Origin of the sequence: Paenibacillus sp. FSL R5-0345, assembly GCF_000758585.1 — a bacterium.
Taxonomy (GTDB): Bacteria; Bacillota; Bacilli; order Paenibacillales; family Paenibacillaceae; genus Paenibacillus_AQ.
Window position 1 is genome coordinate 5,068,790 of sequence record NZ_CP009281.1, and the last position, 22,195, is coordinate 5,090,984.

20 protein-coding genes are annotated in these 22,195 nt (G+C 43.0%); 3 read left to right on the top strand and 17 right to left on the bottom strand.

Going from position 1 to position 22,195, the window contains the following annotated elements; translation table 11 throughout:
- Positions 1–106: 106 nt before the first annotated feature.
- The 10 genes from R50345_RS22475 to R50345_RS22520 form a co-directional block, all read right to left on the bottom strand.
- Complete coding sequence (locus R50345_RS22475) at positions 107–1,375, bottom strand: adenosylhomocysteinase (RefSeq protein ID WP_042130258.1); 1,269 nt, start codon at positions 1,373–1,375, stop codon at positions 107–109.
- 188 nt (positions 1,376–1,563) lie between these two features.
- The gene (bshC, locus tag R50345_RS22480; protein WP_042130260.1) at positions 1,564–3,195 is read right to left on the bottom strand and encodes a bacillithiol biosynthesis cysteine-adding enzyme BshC; all 1,632 of its coding nucleotides are present in this window, start codon (positions 3,193–3,195) and stop codon (positions 1,564–1,566) included.
- Positions 3,196–3,426: 231 nt separating this feature from the next.
- A complete protein-coding gene (locus R50345_RS22485) occupies positions 3,427–4,347 on the bottom strand; it encodes an ABC transporter ATP-binding protein (RefSeq protein WP_042130261.1) in 921 nt (306 codons plus the stop codon).
- Positions 4,344–5,339: an ABC transporter ATP-binding protein gene (locus R50345_RS22490; protein WP_042130263.1), complete on the bottom strand. Its 996-nt coding sequence runs from the start codon at positions 5,337–5,339 to the stop codon at positions 4,344–4,346. The genes R50345_RS22485 and R50345_RS22490 overlap by 4 nt, the downstream gene beginning before the upstream one ends.
- Before the next feature lie 12 nt (positions 5,340–5,351).
- Entirely contained in the window at positions 5,352–6,266 is a 915-nt protein-coding gene (locus R50345_RS22495) for an ABC transporter permease (protein WP_042132392.1), read from the bottom strand.
- Positions 6,267–6,299: 33 nt separating this feature from the next.
- Positions 6,300–7,232 (bottom strand): ABC transporter permease, encoded by a 933-nt coding sequence (locus tag R50345_RS22500; RefSeq protein ID WP_042130265.1) that lies wholly within the window; start codon positions 7,230–7,232, stop codon positions 6,300–6,302.
- A 222-nt stretch (positions 7,233–7,454) separates the two neighbouring features.
- Complete coding sequence (locus R50345_RS22505) at positions 7,455–9,164, bottom strand: peptide ABC transporter substrate-binding protein (protein ID WP_042130266.1); 1,710 nt, start codon at positions 9,162–9,164, stop codon at positions 7,455–7,457.
- Between the two features lie 151 nt (positions 9,165–9,315).
- Entirely contained in the window at positions 9,316–9,702 is a 387-nt protein-coding gene (locus R50345_RS22510; RefSeq protein WP_042130267.1) for a DUF3397 domain-containing protein, read from the bottom strand.
- Between the two features lie 21 nt (positions 9,703–9,723).
- Positions 9,724–10,686: a ketopantoate reductase family protein gene (locus R50345_RS22515; protein WP_042130269.1), complete on the bottom strand. Its 963-nt coding sequence runs from the start codon at positions 10,684–10,686 to the stop codon at positions 9,724–9,726.
- 163 nt (positions 10,687–10,849) lie between these two features.
- Positions 10,850–11,500: an RsfA family transcriptional regulator gene (locus R50345_RS22520; protein ID WP_042130271.1), complete on the bottom strand. Its 651-nt coding sequence runs from the start codon at positions 11,498–11,500 to the stop codon at positions 10,850–10,852.
- Positions 11,501–11,845: 345 nt separating this feature from the next.
- Between R50345_RS22520 and R50345_RS22525 the strand changes: the two genes are divergently transcribed.
- Both R50345_RS22525 and R50345_RS22530 read left to right on the top strand, forming a co-directional pair.
- The gene (locus R50345_RS22525) at positions 11,846–12,082 is read left to right on the top strand and encodes a DUF2626 family protein (RefSeq protein ID WP_042130273.1); all 237 of its coding nucleotides are present in this window, start codon (positions 11,846–11,848) and stop codon (positions 12,080–12,082) included.
- A 420-nt stretch (positions 12,083–12,502) separates the two neighbouring features.
- A complete protein-coding gene (locus R50345_RS22530) occupies positions 12,503–13,630 on the top strand; it encodes a coiled-coil domain-containing protein (protein WP_231573883.1) in 1,128 nt (375 codons plus the stop codon).
- On the opposite strand, the gene R50345_RS22535 is transcribed toward R50345_RS22530, so the two are convergent.
- Together R50345_RS22535 and R50345_RS22540 are read right to left on the bottom strand one after the other, a co-directional pair.
- Positions 13,622–14,848 carry an extracellular solute-binding protein gene (locus tag R50345_RS22535; protein WP_042130275.1) on the bottom strand — a complete coding sequence of 409 codons (1,227 nt, stop codon included), beginning with the start codon at positions 14,846–14,848 and terminating at the stop codon, positions 13,622–13,624. The genes R50345_RS22530 and R50345_RS22535 overlap by 9 nt on opposite strands.
- A 385-nt stretch (positions 14,849–15,233) precedes the next feature.
- Positions 15,234–16,565 (bottom strand): PhoH family protein, encoded by a 1,332-nt coding sequence (locus R50345_RS22540; protein WP_042130277.1) that lies wholly within the window; start codon positions 16,563–16,565, stop codon positions 15,234–15,236.
- Positions 16,566–16,670: 105 nt separating this feature from the next.
- Between R50345_RS22540 and R50345_RS22545 the strand changes: the two genes are divergently transcribed.
- Positions 16,671–17,246: a YhcN/YlaJ family sporulation lipoprotein gene (locus tag R50345_RS22545; RefSeq protein ID WP_042130279.1), complete on the top strand. Its 576-nt coding sequence runs from the start codon at positions 16,671–16,673 to the stop codon at positions 17,244–17,246.
- A gap of 29 nt (positions 17,247–17,275) precedes the next feature.
- Here the strand turns inward: R50345_RS22545 and R50345_RS22550 are convergent, their stop codons facing one another.
- From R50345_RS22550 to R50345_RS22570, 5 genes are all read right to left on the bottom strand, one after another.
- Positions 17,276–17,728 carry a PNPOx family protein gene (locus R50345_RS22550; protein WP_042130280.1) on the bottom strand — a complete coding sequence of 151 codons (453 nt, stop codon included), beginning with the start codon at positions 17,726–17,728 and terminating at the stop codon, positions 17,276–17,278.
- A gap of 101 nt (positions 17,729–17,829) precedes the next feature.
- Positions 17,830–18,930, bottom strand: coding sequence for an LCP family protein (locus R50345_RS22555; RefSeq protein ID WP_042130282.1), 1,101 nt, complete (start codon positions 18,928–18,930; stop codon positions 17,830–17,832).
- A gap of 83 nt (positions 18,931–19,013) precedes the next feature.
- Positions 19,014–19,310: a YlaH-like family protein gene (locus R50345_RS22560; RefSeq protein WP_042130285.1), complete on the bottom strand. Its 297-nt coding sequence runs from the start codon at positions 19,308–19,310 to the stop codon at positions 19,014–19,016.
- Between the two features lie 125 nt (positions 19,311–19,435).
- On the bottom strand, positions 19,436–21,277 hold the full coding sequence (gene typA, locus R50345_RS22565; RefSeq protein ID WP_042130287.1) for a translational GTPase TypA: 1,842 nt from the start codon (positions 21,275–21,277) through the stop codon (positions 19,436–19,438).
- 208 nt (positions 21,278–21,485) lie between these two features.
- On the bottom strand, positions 21,486–21,989 hold the full coding sequence (locus R50345_RS22570) for a hypothetical protein (protein ID WP_042130289.1): 504 nt from the start codon (positions 21,987–21,989) through the stop codon (positions 21,486–21,488).
- Positions 21,990–22,195: the final 206 nt, after the last annotated feature.

Consider the following 22,195-nt stretch of genomic DNA (forward strand, 5'->3'; position numbering starts at 1 on the left):
TAAGGATAATGTATATCGTGAAACTTATACTCTCTTATATTTTTAAAAAGTTGCTTCAGTTCAAGGTAGACTTGGTTAATACTCTTTATCGTTGTGCGTACCGCAATTAATCGTTTAAATTCCAGCTGTCCAAATAATCCACTTGTGCTGGAGTCAGGCTATCGATGTTAATACCTAGACTTTCCAGCTTATAGCGTGCTACCTGCTCATCCAGCTCATAAGGAACATTCTCAACTTTTACGCCAATGCTCTTATAATTATCATTTACATATTTCAGCGACAGCGCCTGAAGCGCAAAGGTCGTATCCATAATTTCGGCAGGGTGTCCATCCGCAGCACCCAGATTTACAAGTCTGCCTTCTGCAAGCAGATATAGTTTACGGCCGTCGCGAAGCTGGTATTCTTCGATATTTTTGCGAACAGTTCGCTGGGATACGGATCTTTCAGACAATTCAGGCTTATTCACTTCAACGTCGAAATGGCCTGCGTTGCACATGATTGCTCCGTCCTTCATAACATCATAATGCTCCCCGCGAATGACATAACGGTTACCTGTAACTGTAACGAAGAAATCACCGACCTTAGCAGCTTCCAGCATAGGCATCACTTCGAAACCGTCCATATGTGCTTCAACGGCTTTAATGGCATCGACTTCAGTGACAACCACTTTGGCACCTAAACCTTTGGCACGCATCGCAACACCTTTACCACACCAGCCGTATCCGACAACAACTACGGTTTTGCCCGCAACGATCAGGTTAGTTGTCCGAATAATGCCATCCCATGCAGATTGGCCTGTGCCATAACGGTTATCAAACAAATATTTGCAATAAGCATCATTTACTGCGACCATTGGGAACTTCAAAACACCCTGTTTTTGAAGAGCTTTTAGACGAATGATGCCGGTTGTTGTTTCTTCAGCACCCCCGCGAATATTCTCCATCAGATCAGGACGCTCCGAATGCAGCAATGTAGCAAAATCCCCGCCATCATCAATGATCAAATCCGGTTTGCTTTCGAGTGCCTTGATATTCAGAGCTTTGAACTCTTCGGGAGACGGGTTGTATTTAGCAAATACTGTGATGCCGTCCTCAACAAGTGCCGCACATACATCATCCTGGGTGGAAAGCGGATTCGATCCGGTAATAGTTACTTCTGCACCGCCTGCTTTGACAACCTTCGCAAGATATGCGGTTTTAGCTTCCAGATGAAGCGTAATTGAGACTTTTAGACCTTTAAATGGCTGTTCAGCTTCGAACTGCTCACGAATACGGTTCAATACCGGCATATGTTGACGGACCCAGTCGATTTTCAAATGTCCTTCGGGTGCGAGTGACATATCAGCCACGATACTATTTTGATTAGTTGAACTCATAATGAAACCTCCTAAAAGTTTTGTGAGCGTTACTACATTGAATATACTTCGTACAAAACTTGCTTCGTAAGCATAATCCATGTTTTGTGAGCGTTACTACATTGAATATACTTCGTACAAAACTTGCTTCGTAAGCATAATCCATGTTTTGTGAGCGTTACTACTTTGTTTTGTGAAGCATTACTTCCCTACATATAAATGATGCGATGTGTCCCACTATAATCCGGTTCTATCGCCATCAGCTCATCCAACCATGGAAGTCCGTAGCGGTTCAAGTAATACATGATATTGTATACTCTTTCTTGCAGTTTACCCAGTGGCATTAACGACAGCTCGATTCGCTCCCATTGTCGGATTGCAGCTTCATTCTGTTTCGCCATTGCATCTAGGGCCTTTGCTTGTAAGAAAGTAATCTGATCCAAAATCTTATCTTTATTGTTATTTCCTAGTTTAAGTAGACCTGCCTGTATGGATCCAAGCTGTTCGATGAGCGGTTCGTACATAGCTGAGAAAGATGCTTTAGTTTCCTCAAATCGACGTTCGATTCCCAGCTCATCCTGTGCAGCCAGCCATTCATGTCTTTTACGATCTAGTCCCTGTCTTACATCCTCAAAGCTTAGTTGATATTTATCCATATGCTTATGAAGCGTACCTTCTACCACAGTGAAAGACATTCTTGGGATGATTAAAGGCATTTGTCCCCCGACCACCTCAAACGCACGATGCGGAATGGCCCAATAAGCAATCTCTCCTTGACCTAGCACCGTTGCTATAACCGGCAACACATAATCCTGCATAAGCGGGCGTGTCAATACGTTGTTGCTGAAGCGTTCCGGATGTGCTTTTACTTCCTCTAGTAATTCCTCACGGGTAAATGATACCTGGCCCTTGCGATCGGCAAAGACTCCATCCTTCTTGTGAAGCAATAACCGTACACCTTCATGAATATAAAAGAGGTTGGCATTGCCTGCCGTAACGTCGGCTTGAAGTTCATACCCAGCGTTCACGATATCAGAAGCAGAATTCATATACGCTGTTTCCAGTGCATCGTTCTGCATAATTAGCGATGTAAAGAATGGCTCTTCTAACTTGCGTAGATTAGGATCAGCAGAATCAAGCAGGATCAGACCAAATTTACCAAATAAAGAACCCATTAGCTTGGCAAAAGCATCCGTCATACTATCTGCTCTAAACGAAGAAGATCGAATGAATTCCATAATTTGCGGTTTAAAGTCACTATCTTGAAGCATCCCATCCAGCTGTTCCACCACTTGCTGCCAGCTTTCCTCTTCTACACGAATATTACTCACTGAGGAACGTTTCTCCTCTGATTTCTCTATCTTAATCTTTGTGATCTCCTGCGTACGATTCAATACATACGTATGATTCACTTCATCCCAGTCATGATCCTCACCTGCGATCCAGAATAATGGCACTACAGGTCGATCGAGCTGCTCAGCAGCTTCTTTTGCAGCCATAATGGTTGTCATTGCTTTATACACTACAAGTAGTGGTCCTGTAAATAATCCGCTTTGTTGCCCACCAGTAACTACTAACGTTCCCGGCTGTTCCAAAAGCGCCAACGAAGCCTTCACCGCATCATGTGAATTATGCTTCTCATTATATTGACGGAGACATTCAGCAATTTGTGTTCGGTCGGCACGGAGATTCTCACTGCGATCCAGCCACTCTGCCCGAGTGCTTCTACGCTCTTTACTTCGGAAATCCCCACCATACAAATGACTAACCTTTTCAAAATTTTCTATATAGTCGCGCGCGAGTGCAGATCCACCCGGGAGCGGTTCCTTTACAATATTCATTTGCTAGTGCCTCCAGTTCTACTGAGCAGTTATATGTAAACCCAAGTTCGTAAACTCTTTATGATTGTATCCAAAGTCAGAGGCCACGTCAAAAGAAATGCATCCTGCAAAAAAAGCAATGCATTAGCAGCCGTATTATTTTTTCGTACTATAAACTAATTTTTAAATATCCCCACTACATACAAGAGGCGAGAGCATAACGCTCCCGCCTGTCTAATATTCGCTATGGATTTAAGCAAATTTTTTGCTTACCCAGTGTCCTTTTGATACTTCTACTAATTCAAAGTCGCTATCATTGCTCTTTTCGTTAGCGGAATAAATAGGACTACCAAGCTCATCATGTAAGTGAATGCGTTTCTTGTTCACTTCAATTTCCGGATCCGGAATTGGAATAGCTGACAAGAGAGATTTGGTATAAGGGTGGATAGGATTCGCATAAAGCTCTTCACTTTCCGCCAATTCTACCATTTTACCCAAGTACATAACAGCTACGCGATCACTGATATGTTTAACCATGGATAGATCATGCGCGATGAAAAGATAAGTCAATCCCAGACGATCTTGCAATTCTTTAAGCAAGTTAACGACCTGAGCCTGAATGGATACGTCAAGCGCGGAAATCGGCTCATCACAAACGATGAACTTAGGATTTACCGCTAACGAACGGGCAATCCCAATACGTTGGCGTTGTCCACCAGAGAATTCATGCGGATAACGAGTTGCGTGATCGTGGTTAAGACCAACCATATCGAGCAGCTCTTCGATCCGCTTTTTACGTTCTGCACGGCTACCAGCCATTCCGTGAATGTCCAGTGCCTCGCCGATGATATCAGAAACCGTAAAACGCGGGTTAAGCGATGCGTACGGATCTTGGAAAATCATCTGCATGTCACGACGCATAGCTTTCATTTTGTTAGAAGGCAATTTATAAATGTCTGTACCATTATATTTCACACTTCCGGCAGTTGGCTCATACAAACGAAGAATTGTACGTCCAGCAGTAGTCTTACCACAACCGGATTCTCCTACCATTCCAAGCGTCTCGCCCTCACGGATGGAGAAGTTAATATTATCAACAGCCTTAAGAACCTTGCCTTTACCTACATTAAAGTATTTCTTAAGACCTTCTACCTCTATTAGGTTCTTACTCAAGAGTACTGCACCTCCTTGGCCATCGAATGCAGATTCCAGCAACGCGCCATATGCGTTTCGCTGAATTCTGTGGCGCCGGGATCGATTTGTTCGCAAACATGCATTGCTTCGTTGCAACGCGCGGTGAACGGACATCCGATCGGCGGCTTGATCAGATCTGGCGGTGTGCCGATGATCGGAATAAGCGGCTCGCCTTTCTTTTGGTCCAGACGCGGCATTGAGCGCAGCAGACCTTTGGTATATGGATGTTGTGGATTCTTAAAGATTTCCCATCTTGTTCCAGTCTCCACAACTTCACCTGCATACATTACGATAACCCGATCACACATACCGGCAACGACGCCTAGATCATGGGTAATCAAAATAATGGAGGTACCTAGTTTTTGCTGCATCTCTCTCATAACTTCCATGATCTGCGCCTGAATGGTTACGTCAAGAGCCGTTGTAGGCTCGTCCGCTATGAGCAAAGCCGGACGACAGGCCAACGCGATTGCAATCATTACACGCTGGCGCATGCCGCCTGAGAATTCGTGGGGATATTGGTTAAAGCGAGCCTCAGCATTTTTGATACCAACTAAATTAAGCATCTCAATACCTTGCTTTTTCGCTTCGGCCGCTGACATTTTCTGATGTTTAATCAAAACTTCAGTGATCTGTTTGCCCACTTTGATGGTTGGGTTCAAAGATGTCATCGGGTCTTGAAAAATCATGCCAATATCTTTACCGCGAATGGATTCCATTTCTTTCATGCTTTTGTCTAGCAGGTTTTGTCCTTGGAAAATAATTTCTCCCTTTTTCACTTTAGAAGGTGGGGAAGGGATCAAACGCATAATCGATTGTGCAGTTACACTCTTACCGCTGCCGGACTCGCCGACGATGGCAACCGTTTCACCTTTGCCAATTTCAAAATTCATACCACGGACAGCTTGTACCTCTCCGCCTTTAACAAAAAATGAAACATGCAAATCTTTGACTTGTAAAATAGGTTCCATCCTTAATCCCTCCTATTTCTTCAGCTTAGGATCAAGCGCGTCACGAAGACCGTCACCGAAAATATTGAAAGAAAGCATGGTTAAACTGATCAGAATGGCAGGGAACAGGAAGCGCCATGGATAGTACAACCAACCGGTGAGTGAATCGTTAATCATAGATCCTAGTGAAGCGATAGGAGCTTGTACACCAAGACCCAAGAAGCTTAGGAAGGCCTCAGCAAAAATTGCATTTGGTACAGAAAGTGTAATGGTTACGATAATCGGACCAACTGCGTTCGGCAGAAGATGCTTGAACAACAGTCTTGCAGAACCAGCACCCATGGAACGGGAAGCCAATACGAACTCGCGATTCTTGAGTTGCATAATTTCTCCACGTACAATCCAAGACATCGTAATCCAGCCTGTTATGGTTAAAGCTAGGATGATTGTACCAAGACTTGGCTCAAGCACGACCAAGAGCAAAATTACAACCAGCAAATAAGGAATAGAGTACAAAATTTCAGAGAATTTGTTCATGATATTATCTACACGGCCGCCGAAGTAACCCATAATCCCACCATAGATAACACCAATAAACAAGTCGATGGCTGCAGCAGCTAAACCTACGATCAAGGAGATCCGTGCACCGTACCAAGTACGAACGAAAATATCACGTCCAAGATCATCCGTTCCAAACCAGTGTTCAGAGGAAGGGGGCTTATTGGTGCTCATCAAGTCATTGGAATAATAGTTGTATTTCGAGAAAAAAGGAGCGAAGATCGCTGCAAGCACGATCAAACCTAGAATACCAAGCGCGGTCATTGCCATTTTGTTCTGACGCAACCGTTGCCAAGAATCTTTCCAGGCAGAGAGACTCTCCCGCTGAATTACCTCGGCTTCTTTTTCATCTATACCGACTTTTTGAAAGTCTTCCGGTTTTAGATTCATGTTCTTTAGCAAGTTATTATCACTAGCCACTAATTAGCCCTCCTTTCCTCCACTTAGTTTCATACGTGGGTCAATCAATACATAAGCAATATCAGTAATGAAACGGGCTACCATGAGTAGTACACCATAGAAAATGGTAATCCCCATAATAACGGTATAGTCACGAACACCAATCGCTTCCACGAACTGTTTACCAATGCCCCCAACACCAAAGATCTGCTCGATTACAACCGAACCAGTTACGATGTTAGCTGTCATAGGTCCCATGTAAGTAACAACAGGCAGGATACCATTGCGAAGTACATGGCGGCTCAGAATAGCCATCCAGCTTAATCCTTTAGCCTTAGCCGTTTTGATATAATCCGCATTCAGAACCTCAAGCATACTTGAACGGGTCAAGCGAGCTATAAAGGCTATCGGCTGTGCCGAGAGTGCTGCTACAGGCAAGAAATAATAGATTGGCCCTTTAAATCCTGAAACCGGTACCCAACCCAATTTGAAAGCGAACACATACTGTAATAATGACGCGACTACAAAGCTCGGAACCGCAATCCCCAGAACTGCCAACACCATCGCGGCGCTGTCAAGAAACTTTCTGTGATAGAGTGCCGCTAACATGCCGAGAAGAACCCCAACAATAACCGCCACAACAATTGCGACGAGTCCCAGCTTCAGCGACGCTGAAAAGGTTTGACTGATCAAATGAGATACATCTTGATTCAGGCGTTTCATGGATACACCCAAATCACCTTGGACAATATCACCTAAATACTTAAAATACTGATGAGAGAGCGGCTTGTCCAGACCATATTGCTCCATCAAACGTGCTTTAATTTCTGGCGGTACTTTTTTCTCAGAAGTAAACGGATCCCCTGGAATAGCTTTCATCAAGAAAAAAGTTGCTGAAATCAGTACAAATAATGAAACCAACATATAGAAGAATTTATTTGCGACATAACGAACCATCCCCATCACACCTCCTCCGACAAATTTTTTGAGAGCATTATATTGATTTTATGAAAAAAACGGATTTTTGTCCATTTTCTAAATATGTTATAAATAACAATAAATAACAAATAGACTGGAATACAAAAAAAAGGGATATATATGGAGTTCCACATATATATCCCGAAGTATTGTGTTACTTCAGTCAACTAACTATTCTGTTTAAATTACTAGAGCAAAATCTTAGTGCTCAAGCAAGTATCCACGAGTCAAGTCAATTGCACCACTGAAGTCAAGAGTAACACCTTTAAGGTACTCTTTAGTCAGGGAGTTGTTAGTGTAGTAGTACAATGGAATCAAAATTTGATCTTGCTCGATGAGCAATTTCTCTGCTGCTGCAAACTTGTCTTGACGTACTTTCAAGTCAGTGCTTGCTTTAGCTTCGCTGATCAATTTGTCATATTCAGGATTAGCGTAACCAGTATCATTGTTACCGCCGCCTGTTACCCACATATCAAGGAAAGTCATTGGATCATTGTAATCCGCAGTCCAACCAGCACGTGCAACTTGGTAGTTCAGGTTTTGACGGTTTTCGATAAATACAGCCCACTCTTGGTTAACGGTTTGTACGTCAACACCAAGATTGTTTTTCCACATATCAGCAATTGCCAAAGCAATTTTCTTGTGACCTTCACTTGTGTTGTAAGTCAAAGAGAATGTAGGCAATTTGTCAAGGCCTTCTTCTTTCAGACCTTCAGCAAGCAATGTTTTAGCTTGTTCTAGATCTTCAGTGAAGTAGCTATCTTTAACTGCTGTACGGAATTCACCATCAGCACCAGCAATACCTGGAGGTACAAAACCGAATGCTGGGAATTGTCCACCTTGTACTACATTGTCAATCAAAGCTTGACGGTTAATGGACATTGCAAGAGCTTTACGGATTTTTGCGTTAGTGAAAGGTTTTTCAGTGATATTGAATTCGTAGTAGTATACGGAAGCAATACCTTTACGGCTAAATTCTTTTGGAAGTTCTTTTTGTACGATTGGAATTTGTTCTGATGGAATTTCACCAGTTGGTCCACCTGCACGATCGTATTCACCGTTCTTGTAGCTGAGCAACTCAGTTGCACCGCTGTTTACAAGAGAGAAATCGATTTTGCTAAGTTTAATGGAATCTTTATCCCAGTATTTATCGTTTTTAGTTACAACAAGTGTTTGACCTGTAGTCCACTCAGTAAGAGTGAAAGCACCGTTAACGATCATAGTGTCTTTGCTTGTTGCCCATTTTGGATTACTCTCAATGGATTTGTGTACAGGGTAATAAGTGTAGAAGGAAAGCAATCCAAGGAAGTAAGGAGTTGGGGCTTCAAGAGTAACTTCTAGAGTTTTCTCATCAACCGCTTTGATACCTACTTGACTGAAATCAGTAATTTCCTTGTTATAGAACTTTTCAGCATTTTTGATGTAATACAATTGATAAGCGTAAGGTGCAGCGGATGCAGCAGCAGGATCGAGCACGCGTTTCCAAGCGCGAACGAAGTCTTCTGTTGTTACAGGATCGCCGTTACTCCATTGTGAATCACGGAGTTTGAAAGTATATACCAGACCGTCAGCGGAAATGTCCCAGCTTTCAGCAACACCTGGTTCAGCTTGACCAGATTCAGCATTCATGCGAGTCAGACCTTCGTACATTGTTGTCAGGACAGTGTGAGCTTGGCTATCTTGAGCCAATCCTGGATCAAATGTTGGAGGCTCAGAGCTTAGGTTGATTCTCAATGTTTGGTCCGCAGCCAATTTCTCTTCTGTAGCCGCATTACCAGTTGCCGTGTTACCAGTGTTACCAGCGTTACCTTTGTTGCCGCTGTTTGCATTGTTTCCGCCGCAGCCAGCAAGCACTGTGCCGATAACAAGTACTAATGCAAGCATTAGCAATAGACTTTTACTCTTCTTCATCTAGCAGTTCCCCCTAAATAGAATGTGGTATATGGTTTATGATTATACAACCAGTGGTCAAAAAAATCTAGTGGAATGTTTTCAGAAAATTCTTTTTTTATTAAAACTTTAAACTTTTGTGACGTTGCCGCTTCACCGGAGCAGTGGAACATTACATCGCTTGTGATATGTACTTAATTAGCCCTACAAACATAAATAATAAATATCCTACACTCATAAAAAAGAAAGAAAGTCTCCAAACTGCCCGAAATAACCGCTTTCCATCTACCTTTCCTTTCAGTCGATTCTGAGCGCCGCCAATCAATCCAGTGGATATTAATACAATAAGTAGTATAAGATAAAACCCAAAACCGTTATTAAATAAGTTGTTAAATAATGCTGAGACCGATAATAATAAAAAAAATGTAGTCACGTCCATAGCGAGCATAAAAGTTTTCTTTTTATCTTTTTTTAAGCCTCTTCCAATGAAATAAACAATTAAAAACGGTACTATTGGAATCAAGCTTAAAGTAATGACCGAATTCATCAGCAATCCCATAGCTTCACCTCTCCTCCGAGATCATACCTTTATTCCTTCTACTAGTTGACAGATCAAGCGATGTAAAGGAACCAACGTTCCCGTTCTTTCTGCCATATTAACAAGACTTCCATTGATCCATTGAATTTCTGTGGTTCTCGAAGCGAGAACATCTGCCAGCATGGACGAAGTATTGCCAGCCGTATTCCTGCAGACTTTAAGGATGTTATCCCACGCATCGTGATCATAAGCAACTCCGCAGGCATCATATACCATAGTAGCTTCTCTAAAAAGTTCTTTCATTAACTGCAGGCGCCCTTCTGATGCAAGCAGCTCACCATTTGGAACACGCCAAATCGCCGTGAGTGGATTAATTACGGCATTGATTAGGAGCTTCCGGTAAATCATGGTACCCACTTCATTCGACAAAAAGGCGGAGAATCCTGCCAAAATGAGGACTTCTATTAAATATTTCGCTTGTAAATCAGTATGTATGATATGAGCTTGTCCATTCTTTAAGCCCCATCTCCCTATCCACACCTCCCCGGCACCTGCATGAATCACCTCATTCATAGATTTGCGCTTCGCAGCTTCTGTTGTAACGGCAGCATATAAATTAGCTTTCGGTAACAAGTCTCTGAGCATCTCCATATGTCCTATGCCATTTTGAAAACAAATGATGTGTGCCTGTTCTTCCCTAAGGGGGGATAGAAATTCAGGTAAAACATTATGTAATATATCCTGTTTAACCGTCACTATGATCCAATCACTTGGCTCACGAAAATACGCATCTGTAAACTCCTCTATGTGTGCGAACGCAAATCGAGCCCCCGAAATCGAAATCGAATCGCGGCCATCTTCATAACTCACAGTTAAGCCCTCGTTCTCTAATTGCCGGCACTGCTCTATCCCTCGACACCACAATCTCACTTTATTCCCGGATGCAATCAGCCTTCCTGCCAAAAGCAGACCAAGTGAACCCGCACCGATTATATCGATTCTCATCTGATCCTCCTGTTGATCTCAAGCGCAATTTTTCTAAGTATAGCCTTAATATACCAAGAAGAAACGTCGTTGTCCTCCTTTATAAGGGGCAATACCCAATCAAAACACCCGCAAATGGCGCTAATAAAGCGAACCACTTACGGGTGTTTAGTTTGCAAACCGTTTATTCAATACGTTCTAAATTTCCATTCCCATCCATTTTAAAACGAGTCTTCATTTCTTCTTCTTCTTCGTTTAAGAAAGCGAGCCTACGAGCACGATCCATAATCTGAATTAAAGCTTTGTAATCATCGTTGACTACCCGGTAGTCACTTTGAGCAAGATTAACCTCTTTGGACAACCGCTCGTTCTCAGATCTTAATTCTGTTAATTCATCTTCCTTCTCACGCAAATCTCTCTCCAGCATTTTCAGCTGACGTCCTGCTTCCTGGATTGTACCTTTCCATTGTCTCAGGAAACGTATAACCGCATCAATGGATAATGTGTTCTCGCTTAATCCTTCGCCTCGTCCGAATTCCTCGTCGGTATCCCCGAGAATCAGACCCGCTACCTGTGCTCCTCTAACTGACGGTTGCTTTTTCAGGTAACTTCGTTTCTGACGTTGACCTTTTGCAATTCCGATTGCGCCTTCATAGCTTTTTCGAACACAGCTGTTCCAGCGGAATCCGCACGCAGCCGACGTTCTGCCGATTTTCTCGCCCACTTCTTCAAAAGCAGCAAGTTGTGTACTGCCCTCCCGAATGTGACGCAAGGTTACTTCTGCCAGTATTAGATCATCTTCTGCACTCCAAGCATCCTGTCTAACGGCTGTCATCCAACCAAACCTCCTAACAACATCTTGAAATAACCATCTCCATAACCGGCAGCTCTGCCGGGTAGTGAATAGGGATAAAAGCTGCTTACTCCATTTCTATGCTTCTCATAGAGTTCATAGAATCTATTTGATACTAAATTGTATTTCCATTATCTGCCCACATCATACGCTTTAAGTTATAAATTCTCTTTTTTCAAGCATTAATCACCTCAGTCAATTATAAAAATCACATTTTATGAAGATTAGTACATTTTTTTCAATGAATTCGTTTACACATTTTTACTGAACGGGTATAATAAGTCGAAGGAATATTCGTGAGATACATACTGGAAGGGGGACTCTCTCTTGGACCGCATGTTTCGGGTATTAGGTTTTTTTACACTGGCTATTGGATTGATGGCTTTTGCCGGAGGTCTGACAGAAATGGCCTTGCTTTTCTTTTTACAAACCGCTTTTTTCGTAATTCTCGGTTATTTGAAGTTTACTGAAAAAACTTATGTCCTACTTTTTTGGGCATACATGATTTTGACTTTCACCGGTTTCAGCTATTGGACGATCTTTCAAATGGGTCTTCCACTATAAATTGCAGTACTCTCTTGAAGCGGATGAGGTCCTTATCTAATAAGGATCACTTCCGTTTTTTTGTTTATAAGCTAGTATATATATGAGGCCCCCACAAAATACCCGAGTAAGCATCGAAGCAATAACCCCTTCGGTGTCCTAAAGGACGGTAAGCGTTTATGCGCGAGATATAAGGATGCTGTATAACGTGAAGCTTATACTTTCTTATATTTGAAGGATAGCCTCACTTTGTGGGGATATTTTTGTATGTATGCTATTTTAGAAGGGTTAAACATATTATTAGTACATACATATATCAATTCAAGAAGAATCGGCTTTGCCGACCCTTTTTGGGACGGTTTCCGTTTCTACGAGAAATAGAAGGATGATTTATGGAGTGAAACAGAAATTTCTTATATTTCAAAAAAAGGTGGTGGTGTGGTGCGCTCCCGCAATTCCCTAAGCCGCATGATGGCAACCATACTAATTCTCTTCTGCTGTACATTGTTTCCGTTACAATCTACGATGTACCTGTCTGCCGATCCAAGCGGTTCTTTTTTCAATTCCTCTATACCAGATAATGAAGAAACCCGTAAACTTCTGGAGCAGACTTTGTCATCCGCAGAAATCGAGCGGGAAATCATCAAGATTACAGCCGAGCAAAAAGCGCTTGAAGAAAAGGTAGAATCCCTCGAAGAGCAAGCCAGCCAGAAAAAATCTGCCATCGCAAACCAACAAGAGCGTGCAGGCGCAGTCTTGCGTTCTTATTATATGGGGGATAGAGACGGTCTCATGGCTGCATTTTTATCCGCGAAAAGTATTAGCAGATTCCTGGCTCTATTCGATTATTATGAAATTATTATTGGAAATGACCGCGACATTCTCACACAATACGAGGATCAGTACAGGGATCTAAAAAAGACCCTCCAAGCTGCTCAACGCAGCTCGAAGGATCTTGCGGAGCTGCGAACTGCTCTTGAGGAACAGAAAATTCGGGTAGCTGCGCTCAATAAAGAAATTGAAGGAGGGATTAAAGACAGTAGTGATCCTGATAATATGAGCGCTCTTCTTCAAGAATTCACATTATATTGGGAGAATATTGGTTTACGCGAGGTAAAGACCTACTTCAAAGCATTATCATCTGCTATGAATAAGTTACCGCAGTTTGTCCAGAATCGAGAGGGCGTCCTTACTCGTAAGGGGATGACCTATGTTCTGAATCTGAAAGAAGAGGATCTCAACGAATTTCTTCAATCCCAGAATAAGCTATTTAACGATTTCGCTTTTCATTTCAATGACGGATCGATTACTGCCACTGGAAAAAGCGGAGCGTTAGCCCTTTCATTAACCGGTCACTACATCATTCAGGAGGAACCCATCAACGGACTTATATTCCAAGTAGATCATGTTGTATTTAATGGTCTCGAATTACCTGACACCACAAGAAGGACACTGGAAGAGGAATTTGATTTAGGTTTTTACCCTGGGAAAATCGTTTCTTTTCTACGTGCCACAGAAGTAGATAGTAAAGAGGGCGTCCTTCAAGTTAAACTTTCGATCTCATTCTAGACCTTCCTTAATGAAGTCTTTGTACCCTGCCGTATCAATTTTTCCTGTAAGCAGTAAGGATACTGCTTCAGCAATCTTACTCCAGCCGCCTTGGGATTCGAACTCCGGGGCGGTTTCTTCTGTCAGTAAGAGTTCGACTCCGAAAGGAAGCTTATATTTAAAAGCATGCTCCGAACGATAAAGGACATCCAGTGCAGGCAAGCTCCCCGTGTTCTCCAGCCAATCCATCTGAGAATCCTCCGAGGTAATAAATGTCAACCAATTCACGGCTTCCTTTGGACTTTGAGATTGCGCCGGAAGCGCAAAGGAACGGCTGTAATAGGATTCAAGTCCTTTCCCGTCACTTGCGGTCAGTGGTGCTTCAGCAACTAAGGAAGAATTGCCATGTTTTTGCCACTCTGATAGTGGTAGAGCAGCAACAGCAACGCTTCCGCTCTGAATCATATCCCAAACATCTTTGTTATATCGACTGGTAAGGTAAAAATAACTGCGAGCGTTCTGAGTCCAATTCATCACTTCTTGGTTATCCGATAACAAACTGCTGTTCATACTCTCCATAACCGCCGACAATCCATATGGATTACGTGTATCCATCGCGAGCAAATATTTCCCTTGCTCTTTAAGCACATTCTGAAGCAATGTATTCCACTGTTCCAGACTTCTTGGTAAGGTGGTGAACCCCAGTTCCGCAAGACGCTGTGGTGAATAAACAAGGATATAAGGGTCTATATCCAGCGGCACTCCCCAATTATATCCGTTCCATTGCATCCATGGGATCAACTGAGTTAACGGTGCAGTTCCTGGAATGCTCTGATAAACATCCACCGGTAATAAATATCCTCGTGTAGCCCAGTCGAGAATACTTCGTCCATCCGCCATGACGATATCCGGACTGTCTCCGATGGTTAGATCATGCTTCAAAACTTCGTCTGCATCCTCGCTATCAATATTGCTTAATATCACCTTTACTCCACTTTCTAAAGTATAACGATTGCTTAGAAGCTCCAACTCACTGAATTCCTCGCTATTTAGCGATACTGTTATACGCAGACTATCTATAGAACCCTCTTCCCCTGAAGAAGGATTTGTTGACTGACTTTGAGGCTTTTTCATAGGATGTGGGTCGTTATTGGTACTCAATTCCATACTGGGCGACAAGCTTGTCAGCGATAGTAGTAAAATTGCAAAAAGCAGCCAATAATTTTTGCGTTTAAGCACGATTTCCCACCTTCCCCATGATTCGTCTCCACTATTTTACCAAACCCGTCGCTGCTTGTCTTTAGAATGTGAAAACGTTCTCTTTCTATTATATAGGTGAAACGAACGGAGACAATTAAAAGACTGGGTAATCTTAGCGCTAAGGGCGCTCCGTGTGCAGATTATTCTTCCGATCGCTGTTGTCTCCAGATTTATGGATTATATTCCTAAACGGTATAAATCCGGAGACAAAGGCGAGCGCTAACGCTTCTACAGAACAATTCCTCCCCCTCCGCTGACCGCGCTCATTCTATAGCACCACAACCGTTAATTCCCTCCGTCGTTTCTGAGCGGGCAGGAAAAAGCCGGGAGTTATGTTTCTCCCGGCTGAAAAGAGGATTGAAGGTTAGAGAAGATCCGCGGCCAATTGGGCCAGACGGGAACGCTCGCCTTTTTCCAAAGTAATATGTCCGCTAATCCCTTGCTGCTTAAACTTCTCAACGATATAACTAAGCCCGTTGCTCGCAGCATCCAGATACGGATGATCGATTTGCTCCGGATCGCCCATAAGAATGACCTTACTTCCTTCACCCGCTCTGGAAACGATCGTCTTCACTTCATGACGGGAAAGGTTCTGAGCTTCATCAATAATGATGAACTGTGAAGGGATAGAACGTCCACGGATATAGGTCAAGGCTTCTACCTGTATGCTGCCTAAGCCCATTAATATTTTATCAATATCTCCAGCTTTTTTGGTATCGAACAGGAACTCTAAATTATCATAAATAGGCTGCATCCACGGTCTTAACTTCTCATCCTTCTCCCCGGGTAAATAACCAATGTCTTTCCCCATGGGAACTACTGGCCGGGCAATGAGCAGTTTTTTGTATTTATGCTCATCCTCAACTTTGAATAGTCCGGCAGCAAGCGCCAATAACGTCTTCCCTGTACCAGCCTTACCTGTAATGGTGACAAGTGGGATTTCATCATTTAGAAGCAGTTCCAAAGCCATTCGTTGTTGAGCATTTCGGGCGCTGATCCCCCAAACCGAATCATTGCCTAGATAGAGCGGATCTAGACGGGTCGCATCACTATTCACTTTGAGAAGAGCTGATTTGCCCGTGCCGATCTCATCCTTGAGGATCACAAATTCATGAGGGTACAAGGGATACGACAACGCGAGCTGTTTAACCGTTAAAGAACGGTGACTGTAATATTCATCAATCAATGCCGGATGAACCTGCAGAGATTGGTAACCAGTGTAAAGTTCATTTAAATCTCCAGTACGATCTGACAAATAATCCTCTGGTGTAATCCCTAGCACATCCGCTTTAATACGGACCAGCACATCCTTACTCACAAGCACTACGGGACGCGGATCTGGCTTCTCCTTCTCTTCGATTAAATAATTGAGAGCTACAGCCAAAATCCGATTGTCGTTAGATACCTCACCAAACATTTCCTGTACCTTCACAAAACTGCGATGGTTAAGTTCTACCTTCAGCTTACCTCCATGCTCCAGTTCCACACCACTATGCAAATGCCCTAGTTCACGAAGTCCATCAAGCAATCGGGAAACCGTGCGGGCATTCCGACCGATTTCGTCAGCGTTGCGCTTTTTGGAGTCGATTTCTTCCAGCACAACCGCCGGAATAACCACCTCATGCTCCTTGAAAGAGAAAATCGAATTGGGGTCGTGCAAAAGCACGTTGGTATCTAGCACAAATATCTTGTTCATATTATCCCCTCCACAGCGCCTGGTTTGATTGATCATACATAACTCTTTCCGCCAAGGGAAAAGATAAGGTACAGAAACGATCTTGGCTGAAAGGAGTAAGCACATATGAGAAAATCAATGTGTCTGTTGCTGGTACTGCTGCTACTGACAAGCTGCGGTATCGCTAATAAAAAGACATCACCCTCTCCTCAGAATAAACAATCAGCGAATGCTGTAAAGGGTCCGGGGAACCATGAGGTTCGACAATTGTCCAATGATGGTGTGACTAATCCTAAGGCCACCTCAAAAGCTGGTCAAGCCGTTAGTGTTAAGGGCGAAAGTGAAATTGCACTTAAGGACCATTTTGAACAGTTAGCAAAAAGAGTCCCTGGTGTGAATGGTGCACACTGTGTAGTCATGAACAAGGTGGCCATCGTTGGTCTTGACGTAGAAGGTTCTCTAGAACGGTCACGGGTAGGAAGCATTAAATATTCTGTAGCGGAAGCTATTCGCAAAGACCCAAGAAGTGTACGTGCGCTTGTCACAGCCGATATGGATCTCTCCAGCAGATTAGCAGACATGAGTCGCCATATCTCCGAGGGACATCCGATTTCCGGATTTTCATCCGAATTGGCTGATATCATCGGTCGAATCATGCCGCAGCTGCCAGAAGATACAAAACCGCGAAAAAATGCACAGTAGAGGACAAAAAAAGCCCAGTGATATTCTCACTAGGCTTTTTTCATGGCAGCAAATACTTGTCCGTCCAGCTTCTCAGCGGCACGTCCATCATAAACCTTCGCATATCTTGGGGCGGATTCAAGCTGCGCTCCATAAAAAAGCGCATTACGCACCGCCATAATTTCAACATCAAAGCAGCACATTTTGAAAGGGACATCCTGAAGCGGATCCTGTCTTACAACGGCAGTGCCGTTAATAGCATGAACAGTTCCCTCACCAAACACAGTAATAGTTACTAAAGGGTTGATCTTCATGTTGTTCACGAGTCTGGAACGATGATCTACAGCCAGACGCACAGTACTAGGACTAACTGCATAAATCCACGATATGGCCGTGGACGTTGGACCTCCTGATTCCGCATCAACTGTGTTGAGAAGAACAAAGGTTTCCGATTGCAGCATCGATAACAAGGTTTCGTTCAGCTGAGCAACGGCTTCGGACATAAGTACTGGCCCCCTATGCGGCGTAAATTCATTCAATTTATTATATTATAGCACAGGCTGAAACTTGCATTCAATTTTAGAGCGAAGTGTTATTAAGGTCTTTAAGGCGCCTCAGTGGATTCCGAAGTGGAGCTAGCAGAAACTCCTGCTAACCGATCCTGCAGGCTTTTCTTGGCAGCCTCAAGCTCCTCATCATTAATATATACATACGGACTTCGCCATGTTCCAGTCACAGGCTTGAATTCGATATCCTCTTTGGAAATCTTCCAATAAGTCGCAATCATATCTTTAATCTGCGAATTTTCGATATCAGTCTGCATGTTGCTGTCCACTGCGTCAAGAACCTTGCCTATTTTTAATACTCCGCCAAGCGATTGCATCTGATCCACCAATGAATGAAGGACCTCATTCTGACGTTTGTTCCGATCAAAATCATCTGAAGCCTTAGTCTTAGGCTTACAATTAGATTTACGATATCGCACATAATCTAGCGCTTTATCTCCATTAAGCTCTGCCGGACCTTTTTTCAGATTGATATTCGTACCGTCTACACTGTCTGTATAACACATATTATCGCTAATGTTGACTTTGACTCCGCCAAGCTCGTCCACCACATCACGGAAGCCTTGGAAATCCAGAATCGTTGTATAATCCACATCAATATCTAGATATTTCCCCATCATGGTCTTCATCTCATCTTCTGCCAAAATACCAGAGGACTTCTCCTTACCTTTGAAGCGAGCATAGAATTCGTTAATCTTCGTTTGCTTGTATCCACTGAGCTCAACTAAGGTATCGCGTGGAAGAGAGACAATGGTTGCTGATTTTGTCTTAGGATTAAGCGCTGCAACCATAATAACATCTGTCAATCTAGATTCATGCTTCGGTCTATTATCCGTACCTAGTATAAGCATCGTCAATGGTTTTTCTGTAGCTGAATGTCCTGGGGCAACCGTTCCTTTGTTCCCTGCGTTAAAGACCCCATTCTCAAGCTTCCAATACAGATAGCCGCCGTAGCCCAATACGCCAAGAATCGCAATAATCAGCAGGGTTAACAAGATTCTAACTAATCTGCCAAAAAAACCTCTTTTCTGCGGTTTCTTACGCTTTTTTTTCTTAGGAGCACCCTTTACAGGCTGTTTTCTATTATTGGGTTGTTGCCCACTTGCTCTTGGAGGTAAACTGCTGTTTCGTGTACTCATAGTAGAATAAAGTCCTCTTCATTTCATTTGGAATTAAAATTGCCACACTTAAATAGACGTTACATAAGCAGTAAAAGTTTCGTTTACTGTCTTTTTGCTGCAGTTGCAGCCTTTCTCTTCTGCCGAGCTTCCATGATATAACGTACTCGTACGAGCAACATCAATCCGACAGCAACCAGCAGACACTGGATGATCGGTAGCTTATCATGTTGAAAAATGAGGAGCATGCCGGAGCCGATCGCCATCATTATGTAGAGCATAATCTCTTTGCCAATCGATAACTTCTGATTCACACGAAATACCTGATTATACACAAATGTCAGCAATATAAAAATAACAATATAGGCGACGATTGGATGCTCAGCAAACCAGACCTGCATAGATACCGCACTCCTCCCAAATTTAAGATACGTTTACATTATATCATCAGTAGGGGAAGTTTTTGTTATAAAAAAAACCGCCGAAAGTTAAACCTCCGACGGCTCTTTACTATGATAAGTTGATCTTACGCGTTTGCTTGTGCCATTTTACGCTGCTTCTCTACACGTTCGCGTTCGCCTTTGTTCAAAATCTTTTTGCGCAAACGAATGGATTTAGGTGTGATTTCACAATATTCATCATCATTCAAATATTCAAGCGCGCCTTCCAAAGAGAAGGTACGTGGTGTCTTCATTTTTACAGTATCATCTTTGCCTGAGGTACGCATGTTTGTAAGTGCTTTTTCTTTACAGATGTTAACGATAATATCGTTATCACGGGTATGCTCGCCTACGATCATACCTTCATAAATTTCTGTACCTGCATCCAAGAAGAGAATACCACGATCCTCAACACCCACGATTCCATATTGAGTTGTTGATCCAGTCTCACTTGATACAAGAACACCTTGATGACGTCCGCCAACTTGACCAGCAACCAGTGGAGCGTAGCTGTCAAAAGCATGGTTCATAACGCCGTAACCGCGTGTCAAAGTCAAGAAGTAAGTGTTGTAACCAATCAAACCACGTGCAGGAATCAGGAACTCCAGACGTACTTGACCCGTACCGTTGTTAATCATGTTGACCATTTCGGCTTTACGGGTACCCAGACTCTCCATAACAGAGCCCATGCTTTCTTCTGGAATATCAATCATTAGACGCTCAAGCGGCTCCATTTTGACACCGTCGATTTCTTTAATGATTACTTGTGGTTTAGAAACTTGCATTTCATAACCTTCACGACGCATATTCTCGATCAGAATACCAAGGTGAAGCTCACCGCGTCCAGAAACGATAAATGCATCAGGACTATCAGTTTCTTCCACACGCAAACTCACATCTGTTTCAAGCTCTTTAAAGAGACGCTCACGTAGTTTACGGGAAGTTACCCATTTACCTTCTTTACCAGCAAAAGGACTGTTATTCACAAGGAATGTCATTTGCATGGTTGGCTCGTCAATCTTCAGAACTGGAAGTGCTTCAGGGTGTTGTGGGTCAGCAATGGTCTCACCAATGTTGATATCCTTGATCCCTGCGATAGCAACGATATCCCCTGCGCCCGCTTCTTCTGTTTCAATACGTTTCAAACCTTGGAAGCCGAACAATTTCTCAATACGCGCGGTCTTACTCTTACCGTCACGCATAATAACTGTTACAGATTGACCTTGTTTGATTACACCACGGTTTACACGGCCAATAGCAATACGTCCCAGGTATTCATTGTAGTCCATCAAAGTAACGAGGAATTGAAGAGGCTCTTCAACACTTTCGGTTGGAGCTGGAATGTGCTCTACAATTGTTTCATATAGGGAAAGCATGGTATCATCTTGTTTTTCAGGAACCAAGCTTGAAGTACCATTAAGGGCAGATGCATAAACAACAGGGAATTCCAATTGTTCGTCATTTGCTTCAAGTTCGATGAACAAATCGAGTACTTCATCAATAACTTCCTTAGGACGAGCAGCTGGACGGTCAATCTTGTTCACGACAACGATCGGTGTAAGTTTTTGTTCCAATGCTTTACGCAGAACGAATTTCGTTTGCGGCATGCAGCCTTCATAAGCATCAACAACCAGCAATACACCATCAACCATTTTCATGATCCGTTCCACTTCGCCACCGAAGTCAGCGTGTCCAGGTGTATCCACAATGTTGATCAAAAACTCTTTATAAGTTATTGCTGTATTTTTAGCTAGGATTGTAATTCCGCGTTCCCGCTCGATATCGTTAGAGTCCATGGCACGTTCTTGAAGGTGCTCGTGTGCGCTGAAGATCCCCGATTGCTGAAGAAGCTGATCGACGAGTGTTGTTTTGCCATGGTCAACGTGGGCAATGATCGCAATGTTGCGAATATCTTTTCTTGAATGCATGATTTGTATCCAAATCCTCTCATTTATCAAATTAAAACTGTTAAAATTCGTAGCATGTCACGGCAGTCTCACAAAAGAAGCGCCAGGCAGAAAGCCGACGCTTCAACATAACATTAATATTATAGTGAAAGCACTATGAAAAGCAAGTCTTTTTATGAAAAAAGCAGTTTCCAATTTTCGTTTTTTTAGGATGGAACATCGGCTAGCTTCAATTCCATCTATTCCAGCTGCGTGTTCTGCCCCGTCCAGTAATCAGCCAAATCCCTGCAGCGATAAATACAATACCAATTAGATAGATCACACCCGTACCCATAAGACTGAAAATACAAAGCGCTATGCTTAGAACGCCTAATATAACAGCAATTGCAGAAATTCCCCCAGTCCGTCTTGGAGAATTGATGGAATATTCATACAGGCCTACGGCAATGCCAAGCAGAAGCACAGGCCATAAATATTTCATAAGCCCCCATCCCCATATATTGCAAAGACCAAACAATAAACCATACACCGTTAATATCCCCGCGGGAATCAATACTGTTGCCGAAGCGCGGCGGCTAAAAAATAACATATGTAGAACCAATCCAGGAAGTAAAATCACTAGCGGCCAAAGGGCACGTCCCAAAAATCCGAAGACCCCCAGCTTACCGAATAAAATCACGATGCCAGCAGCTACAATGAATACTCCTAGTCTAATGTCATTCTTGGAAGACATCTTTCACCCATCCCTTCAAATTCACGTCTACCTCACTACCATGTCATCTCATGCCCTTAAAACGACAGGATTCTTATTCATATCTTATCTGAAATACACTCAAAATGCCATCACTGACCACGCAAATTATCCCCGCAAAGTGACTTTCTGATACGTCAAAAAAAGGACAATTCCAATTTATGGAGATGTCCTTTTAGTATTGCCTT

What these genes read in the sequence shown, in the direction of transcription:
- R50345_RS22475 (WP_042130258.1), bottom strand. Translation starts at nt 1,375, where the DNA reads ATGAGTTCAACTAATCAAAATAGTATCGTGGCTGATATGTCACTCGCA.
- bshC (WP_042130260.1), bottom strand. Translation starts at nt 3,195, where the DNA reads ATGAATATTGTAAAGGAACCGCTCCCGGGTGGATCTGCACTCGCGCGC.
- R50345_RS22490 (WP_042130263.1), bottom strand. Translation starts at nt 5,339, where the DNA reads ATGGAACCTATTTTACAAGTCAAAGATTTGCATGTTTCATTTTTTGTT.
- R50345_RS22495 (WP_042132392.1), bottom strand. Translation starts at nt 6,266, where the DNA reads ATGAATCTAAAACCGGAAGACTTTCAAAAAGTCGGTATAGATGAAAAA.
- R50345_RS22500 (WP_042130265.1), bottom strand. Translation starts at nt 7,232, where the DNA reads ATGGTTCGTTATGTCGCAAATAAATTCTTCTATATGTTGGTTTCATTA.
- R50345_RS22505 (WP_042130266.1), bottom strand. Translation starts at nt 9,164, where the DNA reads ATGAAGAAGAGTAAAAGTCTATTGCTAATGCTTGCATTAGTACTTGTT.
- R50345_RS22510 (WP_042130267.1), bottom strand. Translation starts at nt 9,702, where the DNA reads ATGGGATTGCTGATGAATTCGGTCATTACTTTAAGCTTGATTCCAATA.
- R50345_RS22515 (WP_042130269.1), bottom strand. Translation starts at nt 10,686, where the DNA reads ATGAGAATCGATATAATCGGTGCGGGTTCACTTGGTCTGCTTTTGGCA.
- R50345_RS22520 (WP_042130271.1), bottom strand. Translation starts at nt 11,500, where the DNA reads ATGACAGCCGTTAGACAGGATGCTTGGAGTGCAGAAGATGATCTAATA.
- R50345_RS22540 (WP_042130277.1), bottom strand. Translation starts at nt 16,565, where the DNA reads ATGAACAAGATATTTGTGCTAGATACCAACGTGCTTTTGCACGACCCC.
- R50345_RS22545 (WP_042130279.1), top strand. Translation starts at nt 16,671, where the DNA reads ATGAGAAAATCAATGTGTCTGTTGCTGGTACTGCTGCTACTGACAAGC.
- R50345_RS22550 (WP_042130280.1), bottom strand. Translation starts at nt 17,728, where the DNA reads ATGTCCGAAGCCGTTGCTCAGCTGAACGAAACCTTGTTATCGATGCTG.
- R50345_RS22555 (WP_042130282.1), bottom strand. Translation starts at nt 18,930, where the DNA reads ATGAGTACACGAAACAGCAGTTTACCTCCAAGAGCAAGTGGGCAACAA.
- R50345_RS22560 (WP_042130285.1), bottom strand. Translation starts at nt 19,310, where the DNA reads ATGCAGGTCTGGTTTGCTGAGCATCCAATCGTCGCCTATATTGTTATT.
- typA (WP_042130287.1), bottom strand. Translation starts at nt 21,277, where the DNA reads ATGCATTCAAGAAAAGATATTCGCAACATTGCGATCATTGCCCACGTT.
- R50345_RS22570 (WP_042130289.1), bottom strand. Translation starts at nt 21,989, where the DNA reads ATGTCTTCCAAGAATGACATTAGACTAGGAGTATTCATTGTAGCTGCT.